Origin of the sequence: Collinsella aerofaciens (assembly GCF_964283865.1) — a bacterium.
GTDB lineage: Bacteria > Actinomycetota > Coriobacteriia > Coriobacteriales > Coriobacteriaceae > Collinsella.
The window spans coordinates 20,679-42,921 of record NZ_CAXYLS010000001.1; the positions used below are offsets into that span (position 1 = coordinate 20,679).

General features: G+C 61.4%; 15 protein-coding genes. 8 read left to right on the forward strand and 7 right to left on the reverse strand.

Features of this window, described 5'->3' with window-relative positions:
• Positions 1-544 precede the first annotated feature (544 nt).
• The 6 genes from ACRX4W_RS00080 to ACRX4W_RS00105 all read left to right on the forward strand — a co-directional run bounded on the left by ACRX4W_RS00080 (position 545) and on the right by ACRX4W_RS00105 (position 7,907).
• A complete protein-coding gene (locus ACRX4W_RS00080; RefSeq protein WP_432298858.1) occupies positions 545-1,507 on the forward strand; it encodes an FHA domain-containing protein in 963 nt (320 codons plus the stop codon).
• Between the two features lie 171 nt (positions 1,508-1,678).
• Positions 1,679-3,763: a protein kinase domain-containing protein gene (locus tag ACRX4W_RS00085; RefSeq protein WP_432298859.1), complete on the forward strand. Its 2,085-nt coding sequence runs from the start codon at positions 1,679-1,681 to the stop codon at positions 3,761-3,763.
• A gap of 491 nt (positions 3,764-4,254) precedes the next feature.
• Positions 4,255-6,597, forward strand: a complete 2,343-nt coding sequence (locus tag ACRX4W_RS00090) for a heavy metal translocating P-type ATPase (protein ID WP_432298860.1) — start codon at positions 4,255-4,257, stop codon at positions 6,595-6,597.
• A gap of 147 nt (positions 6,598-6,744) precedes the next feature.
• Positions 6,745-6,966: a heavy-metal-associated domain-containing protein gene (locus ACRX4W_RS00095; protein ID WP_055285700.1), complete on the forward strand. Its 222-nt coding sequence runs from the start codon at positions 6,745-6,747 to the stop codon at positions 6,964-6,966.
• Positions 6,967-7,017: 51 nt separating this feature from the next.
• Positions 7,018-7,287 carry a metal-sensing transcriptional repressor gene (locus tag ACRX4W_RS00100; protein WP_229066831.1) on the forward strand — a complete coding sequence of 90 codons (270 nt, stop codon included), beginning with the start codon at positions 7,018-7,020 and terminating at the stop codon, positions 7,285-7,287.
• A 146-nt stretch (positions 7,288-7,433) separates the two neighbouring features.
• Complete coding sequence (locus tag ACRX4W_RS00105; protein WP_432298861.1) at positions 7,434-7,907, forward strand: hypothetical protein; 474 nt, start codon at positions 7,434-7,436, stop codon at positions 7,905-7,907.
• Between the two features lie 107 nt (positions 7,908-8,014).
• Here ACRX4W_RS00105 and ACRX4W_RS00110 read toward each other — a convergent pair whose 3' ends face one another.
• From ACRX4W_RS00110 to gltB, 5 genes are all read right to left on the reverse strand, one after another.
• Positions 8,015-9,385 carry an amidohydrolase family protein gene (locus tag ACRX4W_RS00110; RefSeq protein WP_432298862.1) on the reverse strand — a complete coding sequence of 457 codons (1,371 nt, stop codon included), beginning with the start codon at positions 9,383-9,385 and terminating at the stop codon, positions 8,015-8,017.
• A 295-nt stretch (positions 9,386-9,680) separates the two neighbouring features.
• Positions 9,681-10,757: a hypothetical protein gene (locus ACRX4W_RS00115; protein WP_432298863.1), complete on the reverse strand. Its 1,077-nt coding sequence runs from the start codon at positions 10,755-10,757 to the stop codon at positions 9,681-9,683.
• A 280-nt stretch (positions 10,758-11,037) separates the two neighbouring features.
• Positions 11,038-11,745 carry a hypothetical protein gene (locus tag ACRX4W_RS00120; protein WP_117639818.1) on the reverse strand — a complete coding sequence of 236 codons (708 nt, stop codon included), beginning with the start codon at positions 11,743-11,745 and terminating at the stop codon, positions 11,038-11,040.
• 424 nt (positions 11,746-12,169) lie between these two features.
• Positions 12,170-13,651, reverse strand: a complete 1,482-nt coding sequence (locus ACRX4W_RS00125; RefSeq protein WP_432298864.1) for a glutamate synthase subunit beta — start codon at positions 13,649-13,651, stop codon at positions 12,170-12,172.
• 5 nt (positions 13,652-13,656) lie between these two features.
• On the reverse strand, positions 13,657-18,354 hold the full coding sequence (gltB, locus tag ACRX4W_RS00130) for a glutamate synthase large subunit (RefSeq protein WP_432298865.1): 4,698 nt from the start codon (positions 18,352-18,354) through the stop codon (positions 13,657-13,659).
• A 538-nt stretch (positions 18,355-18,892) separates the two neighbouring features.
• Between gltB and gpmA the strand changes: the two genes are divergently transcribed.
• Together gpmA and ACRX4W_RS00140 are read left to right on the forward strand one after the other, a co-directional pair.
• The gene (gene gpmA / locus ACRX4W_RS00135) at positions 18,893-19,666 is read left to right on the forward strand and encodes a 2,3-diphosphoglycerate-dependent phosphoglycerate mutase (protein WP_432298866.1); all 774 of its coding nucleotides are present in this window, start codon (positions 18,893-18,895) and stop codon (positions 19,664-19,666) included.
• Between the two features lie 75 nt (positions 19,667-19,741).
• The gene (locus ACRX4W_RS00140; protein WP_432298867.1) at positions 19,742-20,998 is read left to right on the forward strand and encodes an Nramp family divalent metal transporter; all 1,257 of its coding nucleotides are present in this window, start codon (positions 19,742-19,744) and stop codon (positions 20,996-20,998) included.
• Between the two features lie 307 nt (positions 20,999-21,305).
• Here the strand turns inward: ACRX4W_RS00140 and ACRX4W_RS00145 are convergent, their stop codons facing one another.
• Complete coding sequence (locus ACRX4W_RS00145; protein WP_117638060.1) at positions 21,306-21,449, reverse strand: rubredoxin-like domain-containing protein; 144 nt, start codon at positions 21,447-21,449, stop codon at positions 21,306-21,308.
• Positions 21,450-21,538: 89 nt separating this feature from the next.
• The gene (locus ACRX4W_RS00150; RefSeq protein WP_124786020.1) at positions 21,539-22,042 is read right to left on the reverse strand and encodes a flavin reductase family protein; all 504 of its coding nucleotides are present in this window, start codon (positions 22,040-22,042) and stop codon (positions 21,539-21,541) included.
• Positions 22,043-22,243 lie beyond the last annotated feature (201 nt).

The following is a 22,243-nucleotide window of genomic DNA, read 5'->3' on the forward strand; positions in this document are numbered from 1 at the left end:
GGCATGCGGCCGCGCGAGCGTGCTTGGTAGTGCGCTAATACATACAAAAACAGGTGCGCACAGAGAGGACGTTGCTCAGCACGCTGGCGATCGCTTTGGCAGCCCTATCACGCGCCGTCCAGACGCAGCGGCCCTAAGCGATGGAGCAGATTCGCCGCCGGTTAGTATACCCGCGCTTCGCATGCCCCCACGTAAACCACAGATGACGGGGCGGGCCCGGACCGATTGTCTCAATCTGTAACAATTACGGAGCAAAACCGGGTCTACATGTTACGGATCGAGACAAACGGTCGGCACGGTTCACAAACGTCTCAATCTGTAACAGTTACGGAGCAAAATCGGTCCCAATTGTTATAGATCAAGACAGAGGGGGATTTCCGTCCAGTCCAAACCAAATCTCTCGCTCTTCCTGCAATTTCGAACATGTGGCCTATAATGTTGCTTTGGTTACGCTACATATTGCGCAGCCATTTAATACGTCGCCCACCGGGGGCCATTAATTCCTATCGCCTTATTGGCCAGGAAGCAATCAAAGGAGGTATCCGTGGCAGCAGAGACGCCTTGCTCGGTCCTCTATAACGATATTCGCTCGTTCGGCGGTCTTAAACATCTCGAGATCGCCCGAATGCTCATCAATGGAAACTCTTATCTCGGCAGTACCCTGCTCGAGAAATGCTCTTCCAACCGCTCGTATCTCACCCGTTACATCGTCCATCGCGAGCCTGACCAGTGCGCGCCCGCCATCTACAGCGACTTTGCCGTCACCACGCTCAATCTTTCCGCGGCAATCTGCAGCAAGCTCGGCGGCGGCGAGTCCGCCTATCAGGCAATCGCCGAGCACTATCGCGGCCCGGCCGCCAACGAAATGATGTCGGCTCTCGCCAGCTACAAGTTGGACAGCCGCCTATATGCAAATGCCCTCAATCACATCGACAACTTTGACGGCAATGCCGTGCGCGAGAAGAGTACGCTTTACCTTATGCTCTTTGTGGCAACGGGGGCGCTCGCCGACCCCATCCAAGGCGTGGCTACCGTCGAGCGCTTTTGCGACAGCAAGACAGGCGGGCACTTTGGCACCACCGAAACTACCGTCGGACGTGGCTTTACTGGCAGCCTGGAGCAGCCGCGCACCGTCGCCCCCAACCTCGGTCTGCTCAGGACACATGCCGACAACTGCGTTGACATGCAGATCCACCCCCTTACGCGTGACCCGCGCGGCACGGTAATTGGGTCCTTGCCCAAAACCTCGCCCAGCATCACCGATGTAGGCGCCGACGCATCGCGCGAGCATCTCCGCATTTGGCTCGAAGGCGGACGCTGGTACGCCCAGGGCCTTGGGTCGACCAACGGCACAGCGCTCGAATCGGGTGCAGGCGACGGCGATATTGTGATTGAGCCGCCGCGCGACCAACGCGAGCCCGGCAAGATCTATCCCCCGGTGGAAATCGAAAACAGCGACAGGCTCCATCTGGGTCTCTATACGACATTCCTTGTCATTGTGGACTAGCGCGGACGGCGATCGAAAGACGGCCGCCGTCCGTCTTTTGTCTTCTACCTTCTGCGTCGTAAACGACAATACTCAGCGGTATACGTGGGCAGTGCGGTTATCATGGTACTTTACCGATATCCGCACTGCTCACGTATACGCGCGGCAACCCATGCCAGACAAAGGAACGCCATGGATACTACCGATAGCGCCTATGGCGACAAACTCATCCGTCTCGACACGTTCGATACCGCCGTGGCAGTCGACCCCAGTGCCGAGGACGACGCCAAGCGCCGGTTTATGACGCTTATTCTTCAGACGGCATACCGTGACGGCGGCAATATCGGGCACGTGCTGCGCGCGACCAACACGAGCGGCGAGGTCTTTGCCGTCAAGCTGCTCAAGGACAACGCCATCCTTTCCGACCAGACGCCCGATCGCTCTGCCGAGCAAGCGGCTGCGCACCTGGCCAGCACCGCCGCGCTGTTCGAGGAGTACCGTCATCTGTGTACCGTCTCGTACCTGCGCGGATTTCCGCGCGTCTATGGCTACGGATCGTGCGAGAACGACCCGCTCATCCTCATGGAGTGGGTCGAGGGCACCTCGCTCAAGCAGGCGCTGCCCTTGCTTCCGCACGACGCCTCGGGCGGGCTGACCACCCAGATGGTCGCCGCCGTCGGAAACGCCGTACTTCGCGCGCTCTTGATGACCCAAGGCCTCGTGAATCCGGTCATCCATCGCGACCTGTCGCCTGCCAATATCATGTTCCGCACCACCAGCCGAACGCTCGAGCAGCAGATTGCCGATTGCTCCTTTGACCCCTGCCTCATCGACATGGGCTCCGCGACCATGGCCCTCGGCGACGACACGATCACCCGGCGCGCCGACATCTGGCGCTTTGCCACGCCCGCATACGCCGCGCCCGAAATGCTCACGCAGGATATCGAAGGCATCGCGGCCCTTCGCCGCTCGCCCGCGATCGACGTCTATGCGCTTTCGAGCATTCTGTACCAGCTCTACAGCGGTCGCAAGCCGTTCGATGTTGAGTCGACGGGTGCCGCGGCGACCGGCTCGTTCTACCTCATAAAGACCAAGACCAAGCCGGCGCCGCTCGAGCCGCGCTGCGAGGGCGACAAAGCGCTTGTCCAGATCATCATGAAAGGCATTTCGGTCGAACAGGGCGATCGCCCTACCGAGCAGCAGATGCTCGAGGTGCTCTCGACATACCTCCCCGCTGCAGAATCTGAGGACCGCGAGGGTGCAGGAGACGAGGCCGCAATTGATATCGATTCTGGCACGCACCTTAAGGTCGACGTCGCCGGCGAGCGCGCGCGAGAGATCCTGGAGCAGGCCCGGCACGACGCCATGACCCGCCGTCGCTTTATTATCGGCGGCGTCGTTGCGGTCGTTGCGGGGCTCGGCGTCGTTGGCGCGGCAACCCATGGCTTTGGCATCCCCGACTACCTGGACGGCATCCGCGGTTCGCTTGACGACTACACTTGGGACCAGCTGCAGGAGATTTCGCTCAAGATTAAGGCCGCCGAGACCCGTAGCGAGGCACGCGAGATTGCCAAGCGCTACCACCTGCTCGACGCTGATGGGCATATCCCCTATCCGTGCACTAAGCGTGTGAAGCTCGCCAACGGGCTGGAGGTCGGCGCTCAGCTTGTGGGCATCCGCCACGACGAACTTCTGGACGGTACAGGCAAGGCCGGACTGACGTTTATGTTCGATGCGGGTATTGCCGAGCGCAACGCTGCGGCTGAACCGCCGAGCGCCGGCTGGGCAGATTGCGAGCTGCGGGAATGGCTCAACGGCGACGGCCTTAAGCTGCTGCCCAACGAGTTGCGCGCACTCATCAAATCCGTCAAAAAGATCTCAAATAACGTTGGCGCCGCCAACAGTGCATCGTGTCTGAGCGAGTTGCCCGCAACCCTTTGGCTGCCCGCCATGGTCGAGCTGTGCGGTACGCAACCGCCCGATTCGTTTGCCGAGGACTATCACTACCTGGCAGACATCTACAACGGCGAGGGCAAGGAGTACCAACTCTTCCGCGAGCTCAAGGTGAGCCCGTATTCCACGAACGAGACGATGGTCCGCCAGTGGAAGGGCAAGGACACTTGTTGGTGGGAGCGCACGGTGAGCCCCGACACATCGGAGAGCGAAGGCACGCTCTATATGAACCGCGTGGGGCACGACGGCGACGTCTTTACGTACGCAACGCCTGCGGAAAAGCCAAGCAAGCGAACCTGCGTGATCCCCGGGTTCTGCATCTAGGGAGCGGGCGTCTTGCCGTGACGGGACCCCTCCCCGGCAATTGTCTCGTTCTGTAACACTAGCTCGGCAGATACAGATCTAGATGTTACAGAACGAGACAAAACCCAACCCCGCGAGACAACATCTCAATCTGTAACAGTAAGGGGTCAAAAAACTCTCTAGATGTTACAGATCAAGACATTTGAGTTGACCGCGGACGCTCTGTCTCGATCTGTAACAGTTAGAGGTCATATTTGCTGCTAGATGTTACAGATTGAGACATTAAGTTTCCCGTCAACTGTTTGTCTAAATCTGTAACAGTTACGGCTCAAAAACCGGTTCAGACGTTACAGATTGAGATGTTTGGCAGAGACGGCCACCGATTGAGCAGCCGCCCTCATCTGTAATGAAAAGTCATACATTCCAACTATTACTGGACACCCCCAGGGGGTATGGGTGTATAGTATCGGCAGGTTAACAATTCCAACACCGAACCACAGAAAGGAGAAGCCATGGCTCAAGATAAGTTCGACGTGGGCGGCATGACATGCGCCGCCTGCCAGGCGCACGTGGACCGCGCCGTGAGCAAGCTCGACGGCGTCCAAAGCGTCGCGGTCAACCTGCTCGCCGGTTCCATGATGGTCGACTACGACCCCGCGCAGGTCTCCCCCGACGATATCTGCACCGCCGTCGATCGTGCCGGCTACTCGGCCTCGCCCGTCGATGCGAGCGCCGGTGCCGCCGGCTCAAACGGCAACGCGCAAGCCAGGTCCGGCGCCGCCCACATGGAGTCGCCAACCAAAAAGCTGGAGGCCGCCGCCTCTGCCATGCGAACCCGCCTCATCATCTCGATCGTATTCCTTATCCCACTGTTCTACATAGGCATGGGGCACATGCTTGGCTGGCCGCTGCCCAGCATTTTCACCGACCATACCCACAGCATGACGCTCGCCCTCACCGAGCTCGTCCTACTCATCCCCATCATCTATGTCAACGACGCGTACTTTATCAATGGCTTCAAATCACTCGCGCACGGCGCGCCCACCATGGACGCCCTCATCGCCGTCGGGGCCACCGCGTCCATCGCCTGGTCGCTCTACGCCATGTTCATCATGGCCGACCAGCTAACCGCAGGTCAGGTGCACGAGGCCATGATGACAGGCATGGACAATCTGTATTTTGAGAGCGCGGGCACGATCCTGTCGCTCGTCACCGTAGGCAAATATCTCGAGACGCGCAGCAAGTCCAAAACCGGCGGCGCCATCGAAGCGCTGATCGACCTGGCGCCCAAGACCGCGACCGTCGTGGCGGAGGACGGCAGTGAGACCACCGTCGACGTCGACAGCATCCTTCCCGGCCAGGTCCTGCGCGTGCGCCCCGGCGAGTCCATCCCCGTCGATGGCGTGGTGCTCGAAGGCAGCTCGGCCGTGGACGAGAGTGCGCTCACCGGCGAGTCCATCCCCGTGGAAAAGACCGCCGGCGACACCGTCAACGCCGCCACTGTCAACCGCACCGGCTCGTTTACCTTCCGCGCCACGCGTGTGGGCGCCGAGACATCGCTCGCCAAAATTATCCAGCTCGTCGAGGACGCCAACGCCACCAAGGCGCCCATCGCCCGCATGGCCGACAAGGTCGCCGGTGTGTTCGTGCCCGTGGTGTTCGCGATCTCGGCCGTGACCTTTGCAGTCTGGATGGCACTGACCGGCAGCGTGAACGAGGCACTCACTTCTGCCGTGGCCGTGCTGGTGATCAGTTGTCCGTGCGCGCTCGGCCTGGCCACGCCCGTCGCCATTATGGTCGGCACCGGCAAGGGCGCCGAGATGGGCATTCTGTTTAAGAGCGCCGAGGCGCTGGAGAACCTGCGCAGCGTGGGCACCGTGGTGCTCGATAAGACAGGCACGGTCACCCGCGGCAAGCCTGCCGTGACCGATATCGTGGTAGCCACGCGCACCGACGGCTCGCCCGCCATGAGCGAAAAGGCGCTGCTCAAGCTGGCCGCCGCATTGGAGCGCTCAAGCGAGCACCCGCTGGCCGAGGCGATTATGGCCGAGTGCGAGATGCGCGGAATTGTCGCGCGCATGGTCGAGGACTTTGCTGCCGTGCCCGGTCGTGGCGTTACGGCGCGCGAGGGTCAAAATGTCATCGCCGCCGGCAACGTGCGTCTGATGGACGAGTTAGGCGCGAAGGTGCCCGCCGGCCTTGCCGAACAGTTCGCCGCCGAGGGCAAAACACCGCTGTTCTTTGCCAAGAACAGCGAGCTCGTCGGTACCATCGCCGTGGCCGACGAGGCGGACGAGGCGGGCGCCGAGGCCATCGCCGCGCTGCGTTCGCTCGGCGTCGACGTGCGCATGCTCACCGGCGACAACCGCGTGACAGCCGAGGCAATCGCCCGCCGCGTGGGACTGAACAGCAAGCAGGTCATCGCCGACGTCCTGCCCGCTGACAAGGAGCACCACGTCCGCGAGCTGCAGGATGCGGGCGGCAAGGTCGCCATGGTGGGCGACGGCATCAACGACTCCCCCGCCCTGGCGCGCGCCGACGTGGGCCTTGCCATCGGCACCGGCGCCGACATCGCCAAAGAAGGGGCAGATGTGGTGCTCATGCGCAGTGACCTCATGGACGTCGCACGCGCCATCGAGCTTTCGCGCGCCACGATCCGCAACATCAAGCAGGACCTGTTCTGGGCACTGTTCTACAACGGCATCGGCATTCCGCTCGCCGCGGGCGTGTTCTTCCCCCTCACCGGTTGGCAACTCTCGCCGATGTTTGGCGCCGCGGCCATGAGCCTGTCGAGTGTCTGCGTCGTAAGCAACGCGCTGCGCCTGAAATCCTTTAAGCCTAAAGTGGCAAAATAGGCTCACCACTAAGTCCATTTAGAACGGGTTTTCCAGGTGCCCGAGATTGGCCCGAAAGAGGAGCGACGCGTACTTTGGTACGCGATCGACGGTTTGAAGGTCAAGGTCGGGTGCCTGGGAAAGCCGACACAACAGAGAGGAATACCCATGCGTTACACAATCAAAACTTCCGGCCTCATGTGCGGCCACTGCGACGCCACTGTCGAGACGGCACTGCTCAACGTGGTCGGCGTGACCGACGCCGACGCCGATCACGAGACCCAGACCGTCCAGGTGGAGTGCGCCGACACCGTGACCGCCGAGCAGCTCGCCGCCGCCGTCGAGGCCGCGGGCGAGAAGTTCCACGCCCTGTCCGTGACCGCCGCGTAGCAGCTACCAGAAGCACTCGACCCCATCGACCAGAAACGAGGACCCGCCATGATGGCAGACCACAAATCGGTGACCCGCATGCTCAAGACGGCACGCGGCCAGATCGACGGCATCTTGCGGATGGTCGATGAGGACCGCTATTGCGTCGATATTTCCACGCAGCTCATGGCCACACAGGCGCTCCTCGCGCGCATTAACGCCGATGTGCTCAAGGCACATATCGAGGGCTGCGTGACTTCGGCAATCGAATCGGGCGACGAAGACCTCAAAGCCGCCAAGCTCGCCGAGATCGAACGCGTCGTCGACAAGCTCTCCAAGTAATTGGGGCATTGGAAACAGACTTCTTTGCACCGTCTTGGTGTTCCGGGGACAGGTATGTTTGCACCACATTGGTGCAGATTAACCTGTCCCCCTTGCTCTAAATCGGGTATAAAGGCGTGCAGCATATCGAACGAAAGGCAATTTGCATGAATGACTTTATGAAGGGTCGCAATGGCGCCGATGAACTCACCATCGTAATGGGTTTTGCCGGCATCATCATCGCGATGATCGGATCGATAGCCCGCATCCAGTGGCTCAGCTGGATCGCCATCGCCGTCATCGTACTCGGCGTGCTGCGTGGCCTGTCCAAAAACATCGACGCCCGCCGCAAGGAAAATGATTCCTTCGTTGCCGCGACTGCCAACGTCCCCTGCCTGGGCAAATTCGTCGCCAGCTTAGGCGGCGGGACTGCGGCTTCCAACGCCTCGCGCGCGGCCGGCACCAGCAAGGAAGACTTTGAGCGCGCCAAGCGAACGGCCAAGAAGATGTGGAAGGGCCGCAAGACCACGGCGTACCTCAAGTGCCCCAACTGCGGCCAGATGCTGTCCGTCCCCAAGGGCAAGGGCAAGATCCGCGTCACCTGCCCCAAGTGCCACGCCAAGATGGAAACGCGCTCCTAGCCGCTACACCATAGGACAAAATAAAAGCCGAGGCCTCACACTGAGACCTCGGCTTTTTGCATGGGGCGACATCATTCGATAAAGCTGTCGCCCCGTCGCGCCAGCGCCTAAGCTACGCCGTCGCGGGCGAGCTCCTCGGCCAGCACCTCAGCCGGCATGGCTATAATCGTGTCGAGCTCGTTATCAACCTCGGGGATACGCTTCACCTTGAGCTTGCGCACCAGATCACCGCGGCACATCACGTGCATTGGCTCACGCAGAGCGCACAGGTCATCGAGCGGGTTCTCGCGCGTCACCAGGATATCGGCGGCCTTACCGCACTCGATTGTGCCGGTCTCGCCGCCCAGGCCCAGCAGCTCGGCATTGACCTGCGTGGCCGTATGCAGCGCAAACGCATTGCTCACGCCCACGTACTTGGCAAAATAGGCCACCTCGCGCCACATGTCGTACTGGGTCACGAACGGGCAGCTCGAATCCGTGCCCAGGCCTACCTTGATACCGGCTTCCAGCGCCGCACGCGCACTCTCGATAATGCCCGAGCATACGATGTCGCCGTTCTTCTTTTGCGTGTCAGTCGAATGAGTCTTCTCCGGATCGAGCAATACAAACGGCAGTGCGGGGCTGATGGTGCAGGTCACGCTGGGCGCACGCCCCTCAAGCTGTGTACCCGCGGCGCCGCGGTACAGCTCCAGGGTCTCGGGCGTCAACGGAGCGCCGTGCTCAATCGTGTCAACGCCGGCCTCAAGCGCGGCCTTCACGCCCTCGGTGCTCTCGACATGAGCCATAACAGGAAGCCCAACCTCGTGCGCCGCCTTGCACGCCGCCGCGGCGACATCGACCGACATGCGCAGCACGCCCGGCTCGCCCACCTCAGTCGCATCGAACACGCCGCCCGTTACGAACAGTTTAATGACATCGGCACCGCGCGCATACAGGTCTCGCACCTGCTCGGCTGCCTCGACGGGGCTGTTGGCCACCTGGGCGAACAAGCCCGCGCCATGGCCGCCCGGCACCGTGACGCCCGTTCCCGGCGCTACCAGGCGCGGACCCTGATACTTGCCGGCGTCGATAGCGTCGCGCACGGCAATGTCGGCAAACAGCGGGTCGCCCGCGCCGCGCACCGTGGTCACGCCGCTTGCCAGCTGCTGCTGGGCACTGCCCTTGAGGATGCGGCGGACGATGGCACGGCCCACGGGATTATCGAGTTTCTTCATCAGCGCTCCCGCATCGCCGGCCGAGACAGGCTTGCCCGAACCGCACAGGTGCACGTGCATATTGATGAGACCGGGCATGAGATACGCACCACCCAGGTCGATAACCTCGGCACCTGCAGGCGCCTGCGCCACAGCACTCGGCCCCATCCAGGTGATGACGCCGCGCTCAACAGTCACGGCCATATCGGGTTGCGGCTCCATATGCTCCGAACCATCCAGAATGGTCGCATTGATAAACAACGTGGAACGATCGGCAGATGCCATATCGAGCTCCTCCCTCACGATTAACTTGAACATTTGTCCATTATCACCTAGTCCCGCTGGATTGCTGCAGACGCATCGGTTAACGGAAGGAAGAGAGGATGTGGGGGACGGAATACGTTGCAGTCCCATCCCAGCGGCACTAGGGAAATCTCTCGATCTATAACAGGTACAGGGTTATTGGGCCCCCTGATGTTACAGATCGAGACATTCGGTCGACGTTTCACCGGCTTGTCTCGATCTGTAACAATTACGAGCTCAAACAACCTCTAAACGTTACAGATCGAGACAAAACCTCTCAGCGCCCATACCACTGGCATCTCCACTCCTCAGCCAATTCAACCTGCCGAGGAATACCCGCCAGCCTCATTTTCTCGACTAGGTTCCCCGGGTTCTTGAGTTCGTTAAACGTAAACCGAAGCACCTTATGCCCGAGCATTGTCAGATGAGATTCCCGCTGACGCTCTGCCACGAATGGGTCAACCGACTCCCGACCCTCGCCGCTCTGCAAGGTGTACTTCCCCTTTCCGTCGAGCTCGCCGATGACACACGTCCCGTCCTCGAGCCGCCAAAAATAGTCGACGCGAAACACCTGGCTCGGATCGAGCGGGTCGCGAAACTCCACCTGCAGCTCCGGAACCGGAAAGCCGTACGCAATAAAGAATGCTCGGAACCGAGACTCGCCGCCGTTTTCAAACAGCCCGTCCGCATACGACGCAATCACCTGTGCCCTGCGATACCCTCGCCTGCCCTCGCAATCGGCGCGGAGGCGCTCGCACAAATCCCCACGTGATACGCCTTTCGCCCGCAGTGCAGAATCGGCAATCGCCAACCCGTAGGAGAACGGCGCACGCAGTAGACAATCCTCCACCGTGCGCCAAAACGACGTCACCCGCACGCCATCAACATGCTCGAGTGCGCCCGCCATCTGCGGACGCAACAACCTGCACCCGCCGCTCAACGCCACCGAACAACCCGTCTTAACAAGAAAACGCGACCCAAGCAGATCATTCGGCACCTCCAGACCCCACAAAAGCGCCGCGTCATAGCCCCAAAACGCCCAATCGGGATGAAACTCTGCAAGCCCTTTGATGGTACGCAGCGTTCGCTCCGCCGGCGTCAGCACACCCCAATCATGTTGAAAGCAGAACAAATACGGCTCGGGTTCCGCGATATCGTCGGTTCCAACATGACGCCGCAGCCACATGAGCTCGGCATTGTCATGCGTTGCGAGCAGCGCACCTTGCTCGGTCGCCTCCGTGAGTCGCGCGAGCATCCTATTCCGCGCCAACGTGTTGCGAGTCGTATGCTTGTGCTTGAAAACGGTATTAGACACTTCCATCACCACCACATCGGACAAATGGACCATCGTCACCGTTGCCTCCGCCGACAAACGTTTCGACCTGTAACAGGAAGACCGATTTTTGGACTGTAGATGTTACAGATTGAGACATCCCCCCCCCCAGCCAGGTGCCAAACGTCTCGATCTGTACCAGTAAGACGTTCTCCAGGCCCCTAAACGTTACAGATTTAGACAAACCAGCGGCGCCCAAGCATTCGTCTCGATCTGTAACAGATAGACTGGTTTTTGTCCCCAAACGTTACAGATCGAGACAAAAGGGCAGAAGGCAAGGCAGGCGACAACCGCCCATCCTCTACCCCCATTCCTGTTCGTAGATGTTGAGGGACTTTACGTACCGCCCCTGGGCGCCCATGATGTCGCGGACCAGACGCAAGAAGAAGCTGATGCACGAGGTGTCAAAGCCGTCCTGCAGATCCTCGGGATGCACCGCACCCGGTCCGTCGACCGCCGTGTCGTTCAGGCGCGCGATGTCATACAGGTAGAGCTGTCCCGCCGTAAGCCAGACATCGTCGACGCAGGCGAGGCGCACCGCAATCGCGCCGTCGTTCCAATGCTCCTTCTGCACGATATGCGGGTCGTAGACATCAAAGCGATGATCGGTGCGCGTGTCCTTCAGCACGACCATGCCGGACGCAGGATTCTTGTCCAAAATGCCAAAGCGCGAGAAATACTGCGTGTCGCGTACCTGCTCGAGCCGCTTGAGCGAGGCAGGCGAAAGCGATGCCGGCGGCTCGTCAACATATAGCTCGAGCAGCGTTTTGCCATGGCGATAGGGGCGCTCAAACAGCAGCCAATCGGTAAACGCCATGTTGTAGGCCATGATTTCGTTTTGAGAAGGCCCCTCGCAATAGCTGAGCCACGGGTCGACAATGACCTCGAACTGTTCGCGTGCCGGCTCCAGGAATTGAAACTTCCGCAGCATCCAAAAGTGAGCCATGTCGGCAATATCGTTGCCGACGGCTTCAGCAAGCTCTGCTCGGTCAAAAGCGTGGTCAGTCATGGCATCCTCCTCAAACTGATGGACCTCAATTTGAGCTTACGAGGAGGGTGGGCAGCCACGACCAGCGCGGGCAAAATAGGCCTCCGGCTGCAAACCAGATGCTGACCAAACACTTGACGAAAAGCTTGACCGAAAATGCGCACCGCAACAAAACCGCAGGCAAACATAGACGGCCAACCCGCCCTTTTGAGCCAGATGCCCGCAGCCACCACAGAAACAACAGGTGACCACAGCCCAAGAAGTCGACAAATGAACACCCGCACGTCGACAAACGAGCAAACTGCTCGCAAATCCGCAAGGAGTGTCCCCGAATGCCGGCACAAAAGGAACGTCCCTAACTGTCGGCACTTAGGGACGTTCCTTTTGTGCCGGCAGTTAGGGACAGCCCTTGCCGATTCGATTGTTGAATATCTCCGTGACTACTTTACAGTTCCAGTGCCTCGGCAACCTCGGCAGCGCAGGCCAGGGCATCGGCCATGGCACTCACCACGAGCGAGCTGCCGTTGCGGGCGTCGCCGGCCACATACACCGGCGCGGCATCCGCAGCAACGCCATCCACGCGGGCCGCGAGGTGCGAGCCCTCGGCAGCCATCACCGGCAGCGGACGACCAGCGGTGGCAACAGGCACGCTCACCACATCGAACACGCCATGCTCGGGACCCGTAAAGCCACAGGCGATGAGCACCAGCTGCGCCGGCACCTCGTGCTCGGAGCCCGCAATGCGTTCGGGCTTGCCGGCCGACCAATCTAGATCGACTACGCGCAGACCCGCGGCCGCGCCCTTCTTGTCCAGCAACACCTCGAGGGTATCCACACCCCAGGCGCGCATCTCGCCACCCATGGCGGCAATGGCCTCTTGCTGGCCATAGTCGGTCTTCTTCACATTGGGCCACTGCGGCCAGGGGTTGCTCGCCGTACGCTTATCGGGCGCCGCCGGCAAGAACTCAAACTGACGCACGCTGCGCGCGCCCTGACGTGCGGCGGTACCCACGCAGTCGTTGCCCGTATCGCCACCGCCAATGACCACAACGTCCAGGCCGCGCGCGTCAATAGCGGGCTCGCCGCCGTCGAGTACCGACACAGTCGAAGCCGTCAGGTAATCCACGGCATACACCACGCCCGGGGCATCCACATTCGTAGCCGAAAGACCGCGGGGCGCACGAGCACCAGCAGCCACCACAACGGCGTCAAAGCCATTGAGCTTGGCTGCCACCGCAGGGTCCGTCACATCGGCGCTCAGCTCAAAGACGATACCCAGCTCGCGCATGAGCGCCACGCGACGCTCGACCACGGACTTCTCGAGCTTCATGTTGGGAATGCCGTACATGAGCAGGCCGCCCGGGCGGTCGTCACGCTCAAACACCGTCACGCGGGCACCGCGACGCGCGAGCTCCCACGCAGCCACCAGGCCAGCCGGGCCAGAACCAACCACGGCGACCGAGGGCGCGTCCTCCCCCGCCGGCTCAAAGCGACGCGGACCGCCATTTGCCCATTCGTGGTCGCTGATCGCACGTTCGTTGTCATGGATCGTCGTGGGCTGGCCATCGACCGAACCCAGGTTGCACGCGGCCTCGCACAGCGCCGGGCACACACGACTCGTGAACTCGGGCATGGGCGAGGTGAGCGACAGACGCTCGGCAGCCTCGTCCCAGCGGCCGCGGTACACCAGCTCGTTCCACTCGGGAATCAAGTTGTGCAGCGGGCAGCCGCTCGGACGTGCCTTGCCAAAGCTCGCGCCCATCTGGCAAAACGCCACGCCGCACATCATGCAGCGGCTCGCCTGGGCGCGACGTGCGTCGTCATCGAGCTCCACATACAGGGGATCAAAATCATGACTGCGCTCCTCCACGGGACGCAGCTCGTGGGTCACGCGATCGATATCAAGAAAAGCACCGGGCTTACCCATGGCACTTACGCCTCCTTCTTGGTCGAAGCAACAGGGCTGGCAGCCACGGACGCAGCGCCCGCAGCACCGCCCGCAGCATCGAAGCGAGCGAGATCCGCAGCGCTCGCGCGACCGGTCACGATGTCAAACGCCAGCTCCTCTGCCTGCGCATGCGTCTTGCCGACGGCCTCGGCGGCGGCGACAATCGCCAGCACACGCTCGTACTCGGTCGGAATGACCTTCACGAAGTGCTTGCTCATCGTCTCAAAGCTGTAGAGCAGCTTGATGCCGCGCGGGCTCTGCGTCGCGTCCACGTGCTCCTGGATGAGCTCGCGAATCTGTGCCAGCTCGCCGGCCGTCGGGGCCTTGAGCTCCACGCTCTCGTGGTTCACGCGGGCACTGAGCGTGCCGTACTGGTCAAAGACATAGGCCACGCCACCCGTCATACCGGCGGCGAAGTTCTGCCCGACCTCGCCCAAGATGAGCGCCAGACCGCCCGTCATGTACTCGCAGCCATGGTTGCCGCAGCCCTCGACCACCACGGTGGCACCGGAGTTGCGCACGCCAAAGCGCTGGCCTGCCAGACCGTTAATGAAGCCGCGGCCGCTCGTGGCGCCAAAGAACGCAACGTTGCCCACGATGATGTTCTCGTCGAACTTGTAGGTCGCATGCGGGTTGGGGCGCACCGACACCTCGCCGCCCGAAAGGCCCTTTCCAAAGTAGTCGTTGGCGTCGCCGCACACGTTGAGCGTAATGCCGCGCGGCAGGAACGCGCCAAAGCTCTGACCGGCCGAACCATCGCAATCGACGGTGATGGAGCCGGCGGGCAAGCCCTCGGGATGTGCCTTGGTCACCGCGTTGCCCAGGATGGTGCCCACGCAACGGTTGACGTTGGCTATATCGGCGCGGAAGCGAATCGGACGCAGGTGCGCACGGGCATCGGCCGTATAGGGCACGAACAGCGTGGAGTCGAGCGTCTTGTCGAGCTCGCTGTCCGCGGCCATCTGCGGCAGGAAGTGACGACCGTCGGCACCCGGGATATGGGCACCGAACTCGCAGGTCGCGCTCGCCAGCACGGGCGACAGATCGAGCAGGTTGGCCTTACGGTTGCCCGGGACCTCAATCTGGCGCAAGCACTCGGGATGGCCGACCATCTCGTCGACGGTGCGGAAGCCCAGGCTCGCCATGACCTCGCGCAGTTGCTCGGCAACAAAGAGCATAAAGTGCTCGACGTGTTCGGGCTTGCCGCGGAAGCCGCGACGCAGGCGGCAGTTTTGCGTGGCGATGCCGGCGGGGCAGGTATCCTGCTGGCAGTCGCGCTGCATGAGGCAGCCCATCGAGATGAGCGGCATGGTCGCAAAGCCAAACTCCTCGGCGCCCAGCAGGCAGGCGACGGCAACATCGGTGCCGTCCATGAGCTTGCCGTCGGCCTCGAGCACCACGCGCGAGCGCAGGCCGTTTTGCAGCAGCGTCTGCTGGGCCTCGGCAAGGCCAAGCTCCAGCGGCAGACCGGCGTGCCAGATCGAATCGCGAGCAGCGGCACCCGAGCCGCCATTGTGGCCGCTGATCAAGATCTTGTCGGCAGCGCCCTTGGCCACACCGGTGGCGATGGTGCCGACGCCGGCCTCGCTGACCAGCTTGACCGACACGCGTGCGCCAGGGTTGGCGTTCTTAAGGTCAAAGATGAGCTCGGCCAGGTCTTCGATGGAGTAGATGTCGTGATGCGGCGGAGGCGAGATCAGGCCGATGCCGGGCGTAGACTGACGGACCTCGGCAATCCAGGGGTAGACCTTCTTGCCGGGCAGGTGGCCACCCTCGCCGGGCTTGGCGCCCTGGGCCATCTTGATCTGAATCTCGAAGGCGCTGCACAGGTAGCGGCTCGTCACGCCAAAGCGCGCACTTGCCACCTGCTTGATCGCGGAGTTCTTGGAATCACCGTTAGCCAGCGGGGTCTCGCGACGCGGGTCCTCACCGCCCTCGCCGGAGTTGGAACGGCCGTGCAGGCGGTTCATGGCGATGGCCATGCACTCGTGCGCCTCTTTGCTGATGGAGCCATACGACATGGCGCCGGTGTTAAAGCGGCGGACGATGTTGAGTGCGGGTTCGACCTCGTCGAGTGCCACCGGAGTGCGACCGCTGGCATCAAAGTCCAGCAGGTCGCGCAGGCGCACGGCGCGGCCGGTGCGGTGCAGGCGGGCGCTGTACTCCTTAAAGGTGTCGTAGCTGTCCTCACGGCAGGCGGTCTGCAGCAAGTAGACAGTCTGCGGATCGATGAGGTGATCCTCGCCGCCGAGCGGGCGCCACTTGGTCAGACCCAGTGTGGGCAGCTGATCGGGAGCCGGGCTCTTAAGGATAGCGAGCGCGGCGTCGTAGCGCTCGTTTTGCTCGCACTCAACGTCCTCGACACCCATACCGCCCACACGGCTCACCGTGCCGGCGAAGTACGCGTTGACGAACTCCGGCGTAAAGCCCACGGCCTCGAAGATCTGCGCCGAATGGTAGCTCTGCACCGTGGAGATGCCCATCTTGGACATGATGGAGACGATACCGGCGGTCGCAGCCTTGTTGTAGTTGGCGATGCCCTGCTCGGCCGTCACGTCCAGGTCGCCGCGTGCCGCCAGATCGCGGATGCACGCATGTGCGTTGTACGGATAGATGCCGCTCGCGGAGTAGCCCACCAGTGCCGCAAAGTCGTGCGGGGACACGGCGTCGCCGCACTCCACCACGATGTCGGCAAAGGTACGCACGCCAGCGCGAATCAGGTGGTTGTGCACACAGCCCACGGCGAGCAGCGACGGCACGGGCACCTCGCCCGCAGCGGCACGATCGCTCAACACCACAATGTTCACGCCGTCGCGGACCGCAGCCTCAACGTCCTCGGCAAGCTGTTTGAGCGCAGCCTGCAGCGCGCCCTCGCCGGCATCGCGGCGGTAGACGGCACGGAAACGACGGGTCTTAAAGCCAACACGGTCGATGGCACAGATATGCTCGAGCTCTTCCTCGTTGAGCAATGGGCGCTCCAAGCGCACCAGCTGACAGGCCGTGCGGGAATCCTCGAGCAGGTTGCCGTGGTTGCCCAGGTAGAGCGTGGTCGAAGTCACCATGTGCTCGCGCAGGGCATCGATCGGAGGATTCGTGACCTGAGCGAACAGCTGATAGAAGTAGTCAAAGAACGAACGCGTCTTCTTGGACAGGCAGGCCAACGGCGTATCGATACCCATCGAGGCGAGCGGGGCCTTGCCCTGCTGGGCCATGGGGCGCACGACCTCGTCAACATCATCCCAGTGATAGCCGAGCTTGGCCATGCGCACGGCGGCGGGCACCTCGGCATCCTCGGCGGGCGCGGGCGCGGCGGGCTCATCGAGCGCGTCGACGGTCAGTGTCTCCTCGGCAATCCAGTCGCGGTAGGGCTTCTCCTTGGCATAGCGGGCGCGCAGCTCGTCGTTGTAGATCACGCGGCCGCGGGCAAAATCGACCTCGAGCATCTGGCCCGGTCCCAGGCAGCCGCTCGTCAGGATGTTCTCGGGGCTCACCTCGATGGTGCCCACCTCGCTTGCCAGCATAAAGCGGCCATCGCGCGTCACGTAGTAGCGGGCGGGGCGCAAGCCGTTGCGGTCGAGGGCGGCGCCCAGCGTGCGACCGTCGGTAAAGGCGATGGCCGCCGGGCCGTCCCAGGGCTCCATGAGCATGGACTGGTAAGCGTCGTAGGCGCGGCGCTCCTCACTCAGGCTATCGTTGTGGTCCCACGGCTCGGGCAGCAACATGGACGCGGCACGCGTGAGCGGGCGACCGTTCATGACCAAGAATTCGAGCACGTTGTCCAGAATCGCGGAGTCGGAACCCTCGCGGTTGATGATGGGCATCACGCGCTCAAGATCGTGCTGCAGCACGGGGCTGTACAGGTTGGGTTCGCGGGCGCGAATCCAGTTGACGTTGCCCTTGAGGGTGTTGATCTCGCCGTTATGGATGATAAAGCGGTTGGGGTGCGCACGCTCCCAGCTGGGCGTGGTGTTGGTGGAGTAGCGCGAGTGGACGAGCGCCACGGCCGTTTTGACGGCGGCGTCGTTGAGGTCGATGAAGAAGCGGCGCATCTGCGTGGCGACCAGCATGCCCTTGTACACGATGGTGCGCGAGCTCATGGAGCACACGTAGAAGATCTTGTCTCGCAGGGCAAACTCGGCATCGGCCTTCTTTTCGATGGTGCGGCGGCACACGTACAGGCGACGCTCAAAGGCATCGCCGACGGGCGTGTCGTCCGGACGGCCCAGGAAGGCCTGCAGGATAGTGGGCATGCAGGCGCGGGCCGTCTCGCCCAGGTCGTGCGGGTCGACGGGCACCTCGCGCCAAAAGAGCAGCGGCACGCCGGCCTCGGCACAGCCCTCCTCAAACACGCGGCGGGCATCCTCTACGCCCTTGTCGTCCTGCGGGAAGAACAGCATGGCCACGCCATAGTCGCCCTCTGCCGGCAGAATCTGACCGCACTTTTGAGCCTCTTTACGGAAAAAGTGATGCGGAACCTGGAACAGGATACCGGCACCGTCGCCGGTGTTCTTCTCGAGTCCCGTGCCGCCGCGGTGCTCCAAGTTGACCAGAATGGACAGTGCGTCGTCCAGAATCTGGTGATGGCGCTCACCGTTGATATCGGCAAGCGCGCCGATGCCACATGCATCGTGGTCGAATTCGGGGCGATAAAGGCCCTGCTGCTGAGCGGAATCTGCCTGCATCGCGATCCTCCCCTAGATATTTAGACAGTCAGTTGAATAGGCATAGTAGGAGCATCAGGGCATCGTTGTGTTTCCCGCCCGTTTCGAAACAATCGCGTAACGCACGCCCTACGAGTGGACACCGCCGACCTCAAGGGCGACAACATAGGCCCCAAGTTCGGCCTGTTAGCTCACCACTTCAAACATCTCAATCTGTAACAGGAAGGCCCAATTACGACGACTAACTGTTACAGATTGAGATGTTTTTGAGAGACGGTTCCGAATGTCTCAATCTGTAACACGAAGGGCCGGCTTTGGCGGTCAGCTGTTACAGATCGAGATTTTCCATAGGACCATTTCTTCCTGTCTCGATCCGTAACACCTAGGCCCAATTTCCATCCCTAGTTGTTACAGATCAAGACAGTTCGCAGCCCCCCTTCATCACCCTATTCAAATACAACAATTTTGTTAGTCTTGGTTAACTTTTAAGCTTAAAACGGGTATCCTTTGCGGCGTCAAGCAAACGGCACGCACACCGTGCCAGATCAAGGAGGCCCCTATGGCGCACCGAGCAGACCGACAGGCAATGCAACTTGTCCTTATCCGTCACGGAGAATCCGAGTGGAACAAACTCAACCTGTTCACCGGCTGGACCGATGTTGAGCTCACCGACACGGGCCGCGAAGAAGCCGCCGCAGGCGGTCGAGCCCTCAAAGAAGCGGGCTTCGACTTCGACGTCTGCTACACCTCGCGTCTCAAGCGCGCAATTCACACCCTCGACATCGTGCTCGGCCAAATGGATCGCGAGTGGTTGCCCGTCATCAAATCCTGGAAGCTCAACGAGCGCCACTACGGAGCGTTGCAGGGTCTCAACAAGGCCGATGCCGCAGCGGAGCACGGCGACGAGCAGGTGCTCATCTGGCGCCGCTCCTTCGATGTCTGCCCGCCGGCACTCGAGCCGGACGACGCGCGCGATCCCCACACCCAGGAGCAATACCGTGATGTCGCGCCCGATCAGCTGCCCTATACCGAGTGCCTCAAGGACACGATCGCCCGCGCCTGGCCCTATTTCGAAGACGAGATTCGCCCCCAGATGCTCGCCGGCAAGCGCGTACTCATCGCCGCACACGGCAACTCCCTGCGCTCACTCGTCATGAAGCTCGAGCACCTCACGCCCGAGGAGATCCTCAAGGTCAACATCCCCACCGGCGTGCCGCTCGTCTACACCTTCGATACCGATTTCAATGTCCTCGACAAGCGCTACATCGGCGACCCGGCGACCATCGCCGCCAAGATCGACGCCGTGGCCAATCAGGGCAAAGCGCACAAGTAGCCCCAACCCAAATCCGACGCGTGGCGCCGCACGACCCAGATGCGACGTCACGCCGCCCATACGCAGGAGCGCACCATGCTCAACCATCTCAAACAGCACTTTGGCTCCCGACGCACCGGTGGTCACGGAGGCCTAGACATTGCGCGGCATATCGGCCCCGGGCTGCTCGTGACCGTCGGCTTTATCGACCCGGGCAACTGGGCCTCCAATATGGCCGCGGGCTCGCAGTTTGGCTACGCGCTGCTGTGGATCGTCACGCTGTCCACGATTATGCTCATCGTGCTGCAGCACAACGCGGCGCACTTGGGCATCGCCACGGGCGCCTGCCTTGCCGAGGCCACGACCCGCTTTCTCCCCCGCATCGTGGGACGCGCGGTGCTCGGCAGCGCCTATCTCGCGACCATCGCCACCGCCATGGCCGAAGTCCTGGGCGGCGCGATTGCCCTTCAAATGCTCTTTGGGCTGCCCGTGCGTGCGGGCTGCGTCATCGTGGCGGCAGTATCGATGGCGATGCTCATGACGAACTCCTACAAGCGAGCCGAACGCTGGATCATCGCCTTCGTAGGCGTGGTAGGACTCTCGTTTTTGGCCGAGCTTGCACTAGTCAAGGTCGACTGGCCGCAAGCCGCCGCAAGCTGGATCACGCCCAGTATGCCCACTGGCTCTGCCGCGATTATCGTGAGTGTCCTGGGTGCGGTCGTTATGCCACACAACCTTTTTCTGCACTCCGAGGTCATCCAATCCATGCACTTCGAAGGCCAAGGCGAGCAGGTTATCGAAGAGCGTCTGCGCTACGAGCTCTTCGACACGCTCATTTCGATGGGCGTGGGCTGGGCAATCAACTCGGCCATGGTCATCCTGGCCGCAACGACCTTCTTTGCGCACGGCAAGGTCGTAGACGACCTCGCCGTCGCAGCGGCCACGCTCTCCCCCATTCTGGGCCCGGCGAGCTCGACCATCTTTGCGGTAGCGCTGCTGTTCGCGGGACTATCGAGCAGCGTGACAGCGGGCATGGCGGCGGGGACCATCACTGCGGGCATGTTCGACGAGGAATACGATATCCACGACCGACATTCCTCGATCGGGGTGGCGGCCTGTTTCGTCGGCGCAGTGACGGCGTGCCTGGTCGTCCCAAATCCTTTTGAAGGTCTCATCTGGAGTCAGGCACTGCTGTCGCTTCAGCTACCGATTACGGTCTTTGTGCTCATACGGCTCACCAGTTCACCCCGCGTCATGGGCAAATACGCCAATTCGCGTCCACTCAACGCGCTGCTCGTAGGGATCGGTGCCATCGTGACGATTCTCGATGTCGTGTTGTTGACAGGGATGTAATGGGGCGGGGCACCTACTCAGGCAAACGTCTCGATCTGTAACATCTAGACCCGCTTTTGATGTCTAGATGTTACAGATCGAGATCATTCCGAGGGTCAGCTCCGTTTGTCTCAATCTGTAACAAGTGGGCCAAATTTCCACCGTTAGATGTTACAGATTGAGACAAAAGGTCGGCCGGACTCACAACAGACAGGATCGGCCAACAGCAACCGCGATCCCTTGGGGGCGGAGGAAAAGGGCCCCGGGCGAGAATTCGACCGAGGCCCTTGGACAGAGCTATGTTCGGCTTTCGCCGTGTGTCTGCGAGCTACTCCTCGACGAGCTCAAACTGATCGGGACCGACGCCGCAGACCGGGCACACGTAGTCCTCGGGCAGCTCGGGCGTGTCGACCTCAACCTCGTAGCCACAAACGATGCACACGAACTTATACGTCTTCTTCTCCTCAGCCATGATGTTCTCCTCTCGAACGCGACTGGTGATGTACTTCGCTTATTAGTATATGTTATCAATAATATAATGCAAGTATTTTTAGAACATTTCTAGCCTTGATACGAGGACGCCTTCGGAGGCGTCTTGCCCTTCAGGACCTTATGGTAGTAATCGTAGGTGAGCGGCGTCTCGTCGCTCAGGTGCTCGGCATCCTCGACCTCGCCGATAAACAGTAGATGCGTGCCCACATCCACAGTGTCGATCAAACGGCAGCTAAACAGGGCCGTCGCGTGCTCGGGCACATAGGGCATGCCCAGAGCCGTCTCGCGGGTCTCGTATTTGGCAAACTTGTCATAATCGCTGCTGGTGCGGAACCCAAAGTTACCGATGTAGAGCATGTCGGCGGTCTGATCGATCACGGTCAGCGCGAACGCTTTGGCCGATGCGATGACGCCCGAGGTGACGTTGTCCTTGTTCACGGCAACCGAAATGCGCGGCGGCATGGACGTCACCTGCACCGCAGTGTTGATGACGCAGCCGGCGCGCAGCCCGTCTGCCGCGGCGCTCACCACGTACAGACCGCTCGGCATGGTAAAGAACGCAGTTTTGTCCATAACGATCACTCCCCTAACCCGGGTTGGAACCTCATGGATGTATGTACCCACAAAAAAGGCGGCGCCCATAACGGATGCCGCCTTTGAGACATATGTGTCAGAACAGTAAGAAAGATGAGACGCCCGCAGTTGCGGTGAAATAGGGACTGAATAGCCCCTCAAACAGGCAAAACAGTCCGTATTCCACCGCAACTTATACAG

Bases quoted from the DNA above. Each gene is read 5' to 3' on its own strand.
- ACRX4W_RS00085 (WP_432298859.1), top strand. From the start codon at position 1,679: ATGGATACTACCGATAGCGCCTATGGCGACAAACTCATCCGTCTCGAC.
- ACRX4W_RS00090 (WP_432298860.1), top strand. From the start codon at position 4,255: ATGGCTCAAGATAAGTTCGACGTGGGCGGCATGACATGCGCCGCCTGC.
- ACRX4W_RS00095 (WP_055285700.1), top strand. From the start codon at position 6,745: ATGCGTTACACAATCAAAACTTCCGGCCTCATGTGCGGCCACTGCGAC.
- ACRX4W_RS00100 (WP_229066831.1), top strand. From the start codon at position 7,018: ATGGCAGACCACAAATCGGTGACCCGCATGCTCAAGACGGCACGCGGC.
- ACRX4W_RS00105 (WP_432298861.1), top strand. From the start codon at position 7,434: ATGAATGACTTTATGAAGGGTCGCAATGGCGCCGATGAACTCACCATC.
- ACRX4W_RS00110 (WP_432298862.1), bottom strand. From the start codon at position 9,385: ATGGCATCTGCCGATCGTTCCACGTTGTTTATCAATGCGACCATTCTG.
- ACRX4W_RS00120 (WP_117639818.1), bottom strand. From the start codon at position 11,745: ATGACTGACCACGCTTTTGACCGAGCAGAGCTTGCTGAAGCCGTCGGC.
- ACRX4W_RS00125 (WP_432298864.1), bottom strand. From the start codon at position 13,651: ATGGGTAAGCCCGGTGCTTTTCTTGATATCGATCGCGTGACCCACGAG.
- gltB (WP_432298865.1), bottom strand. From the start codon at position 18,354: ATGCAGGCAGATTCCGCTCAGCAGCAGGGCCTTTATCGCCCCGAATTC.
- gpmA (WP_432298866.1), top strand. From the start codon at position 18,893: ATGGCGCACCGAGCAGACCGACAGGCAATGCAACTTGTCCTTATCCGT.
- ACRX4W_RS00140 (WP_432298867.1), top strand. From the start codon at position 19,742: ATGCTCAACCATCTCAAACAGCACTTTGGCTCCCGACGCACCGGTGGT.
- ACRX4W_RS00145 (WP_117638060.1), bottom strand. From the start codon at position 21,449: ATGGCTGAGGAGAAGAAGACGTATAAGTTCGTGTGCATCGTTTGTGGC.
- ACRX4W_RS00150 (WP_124786020.1), bottom strand. From the start codon at position 22,042: ATGGACAAAACTGCGTTCTTTACCATGCCGAGCGGTCTGTACGTGGTG.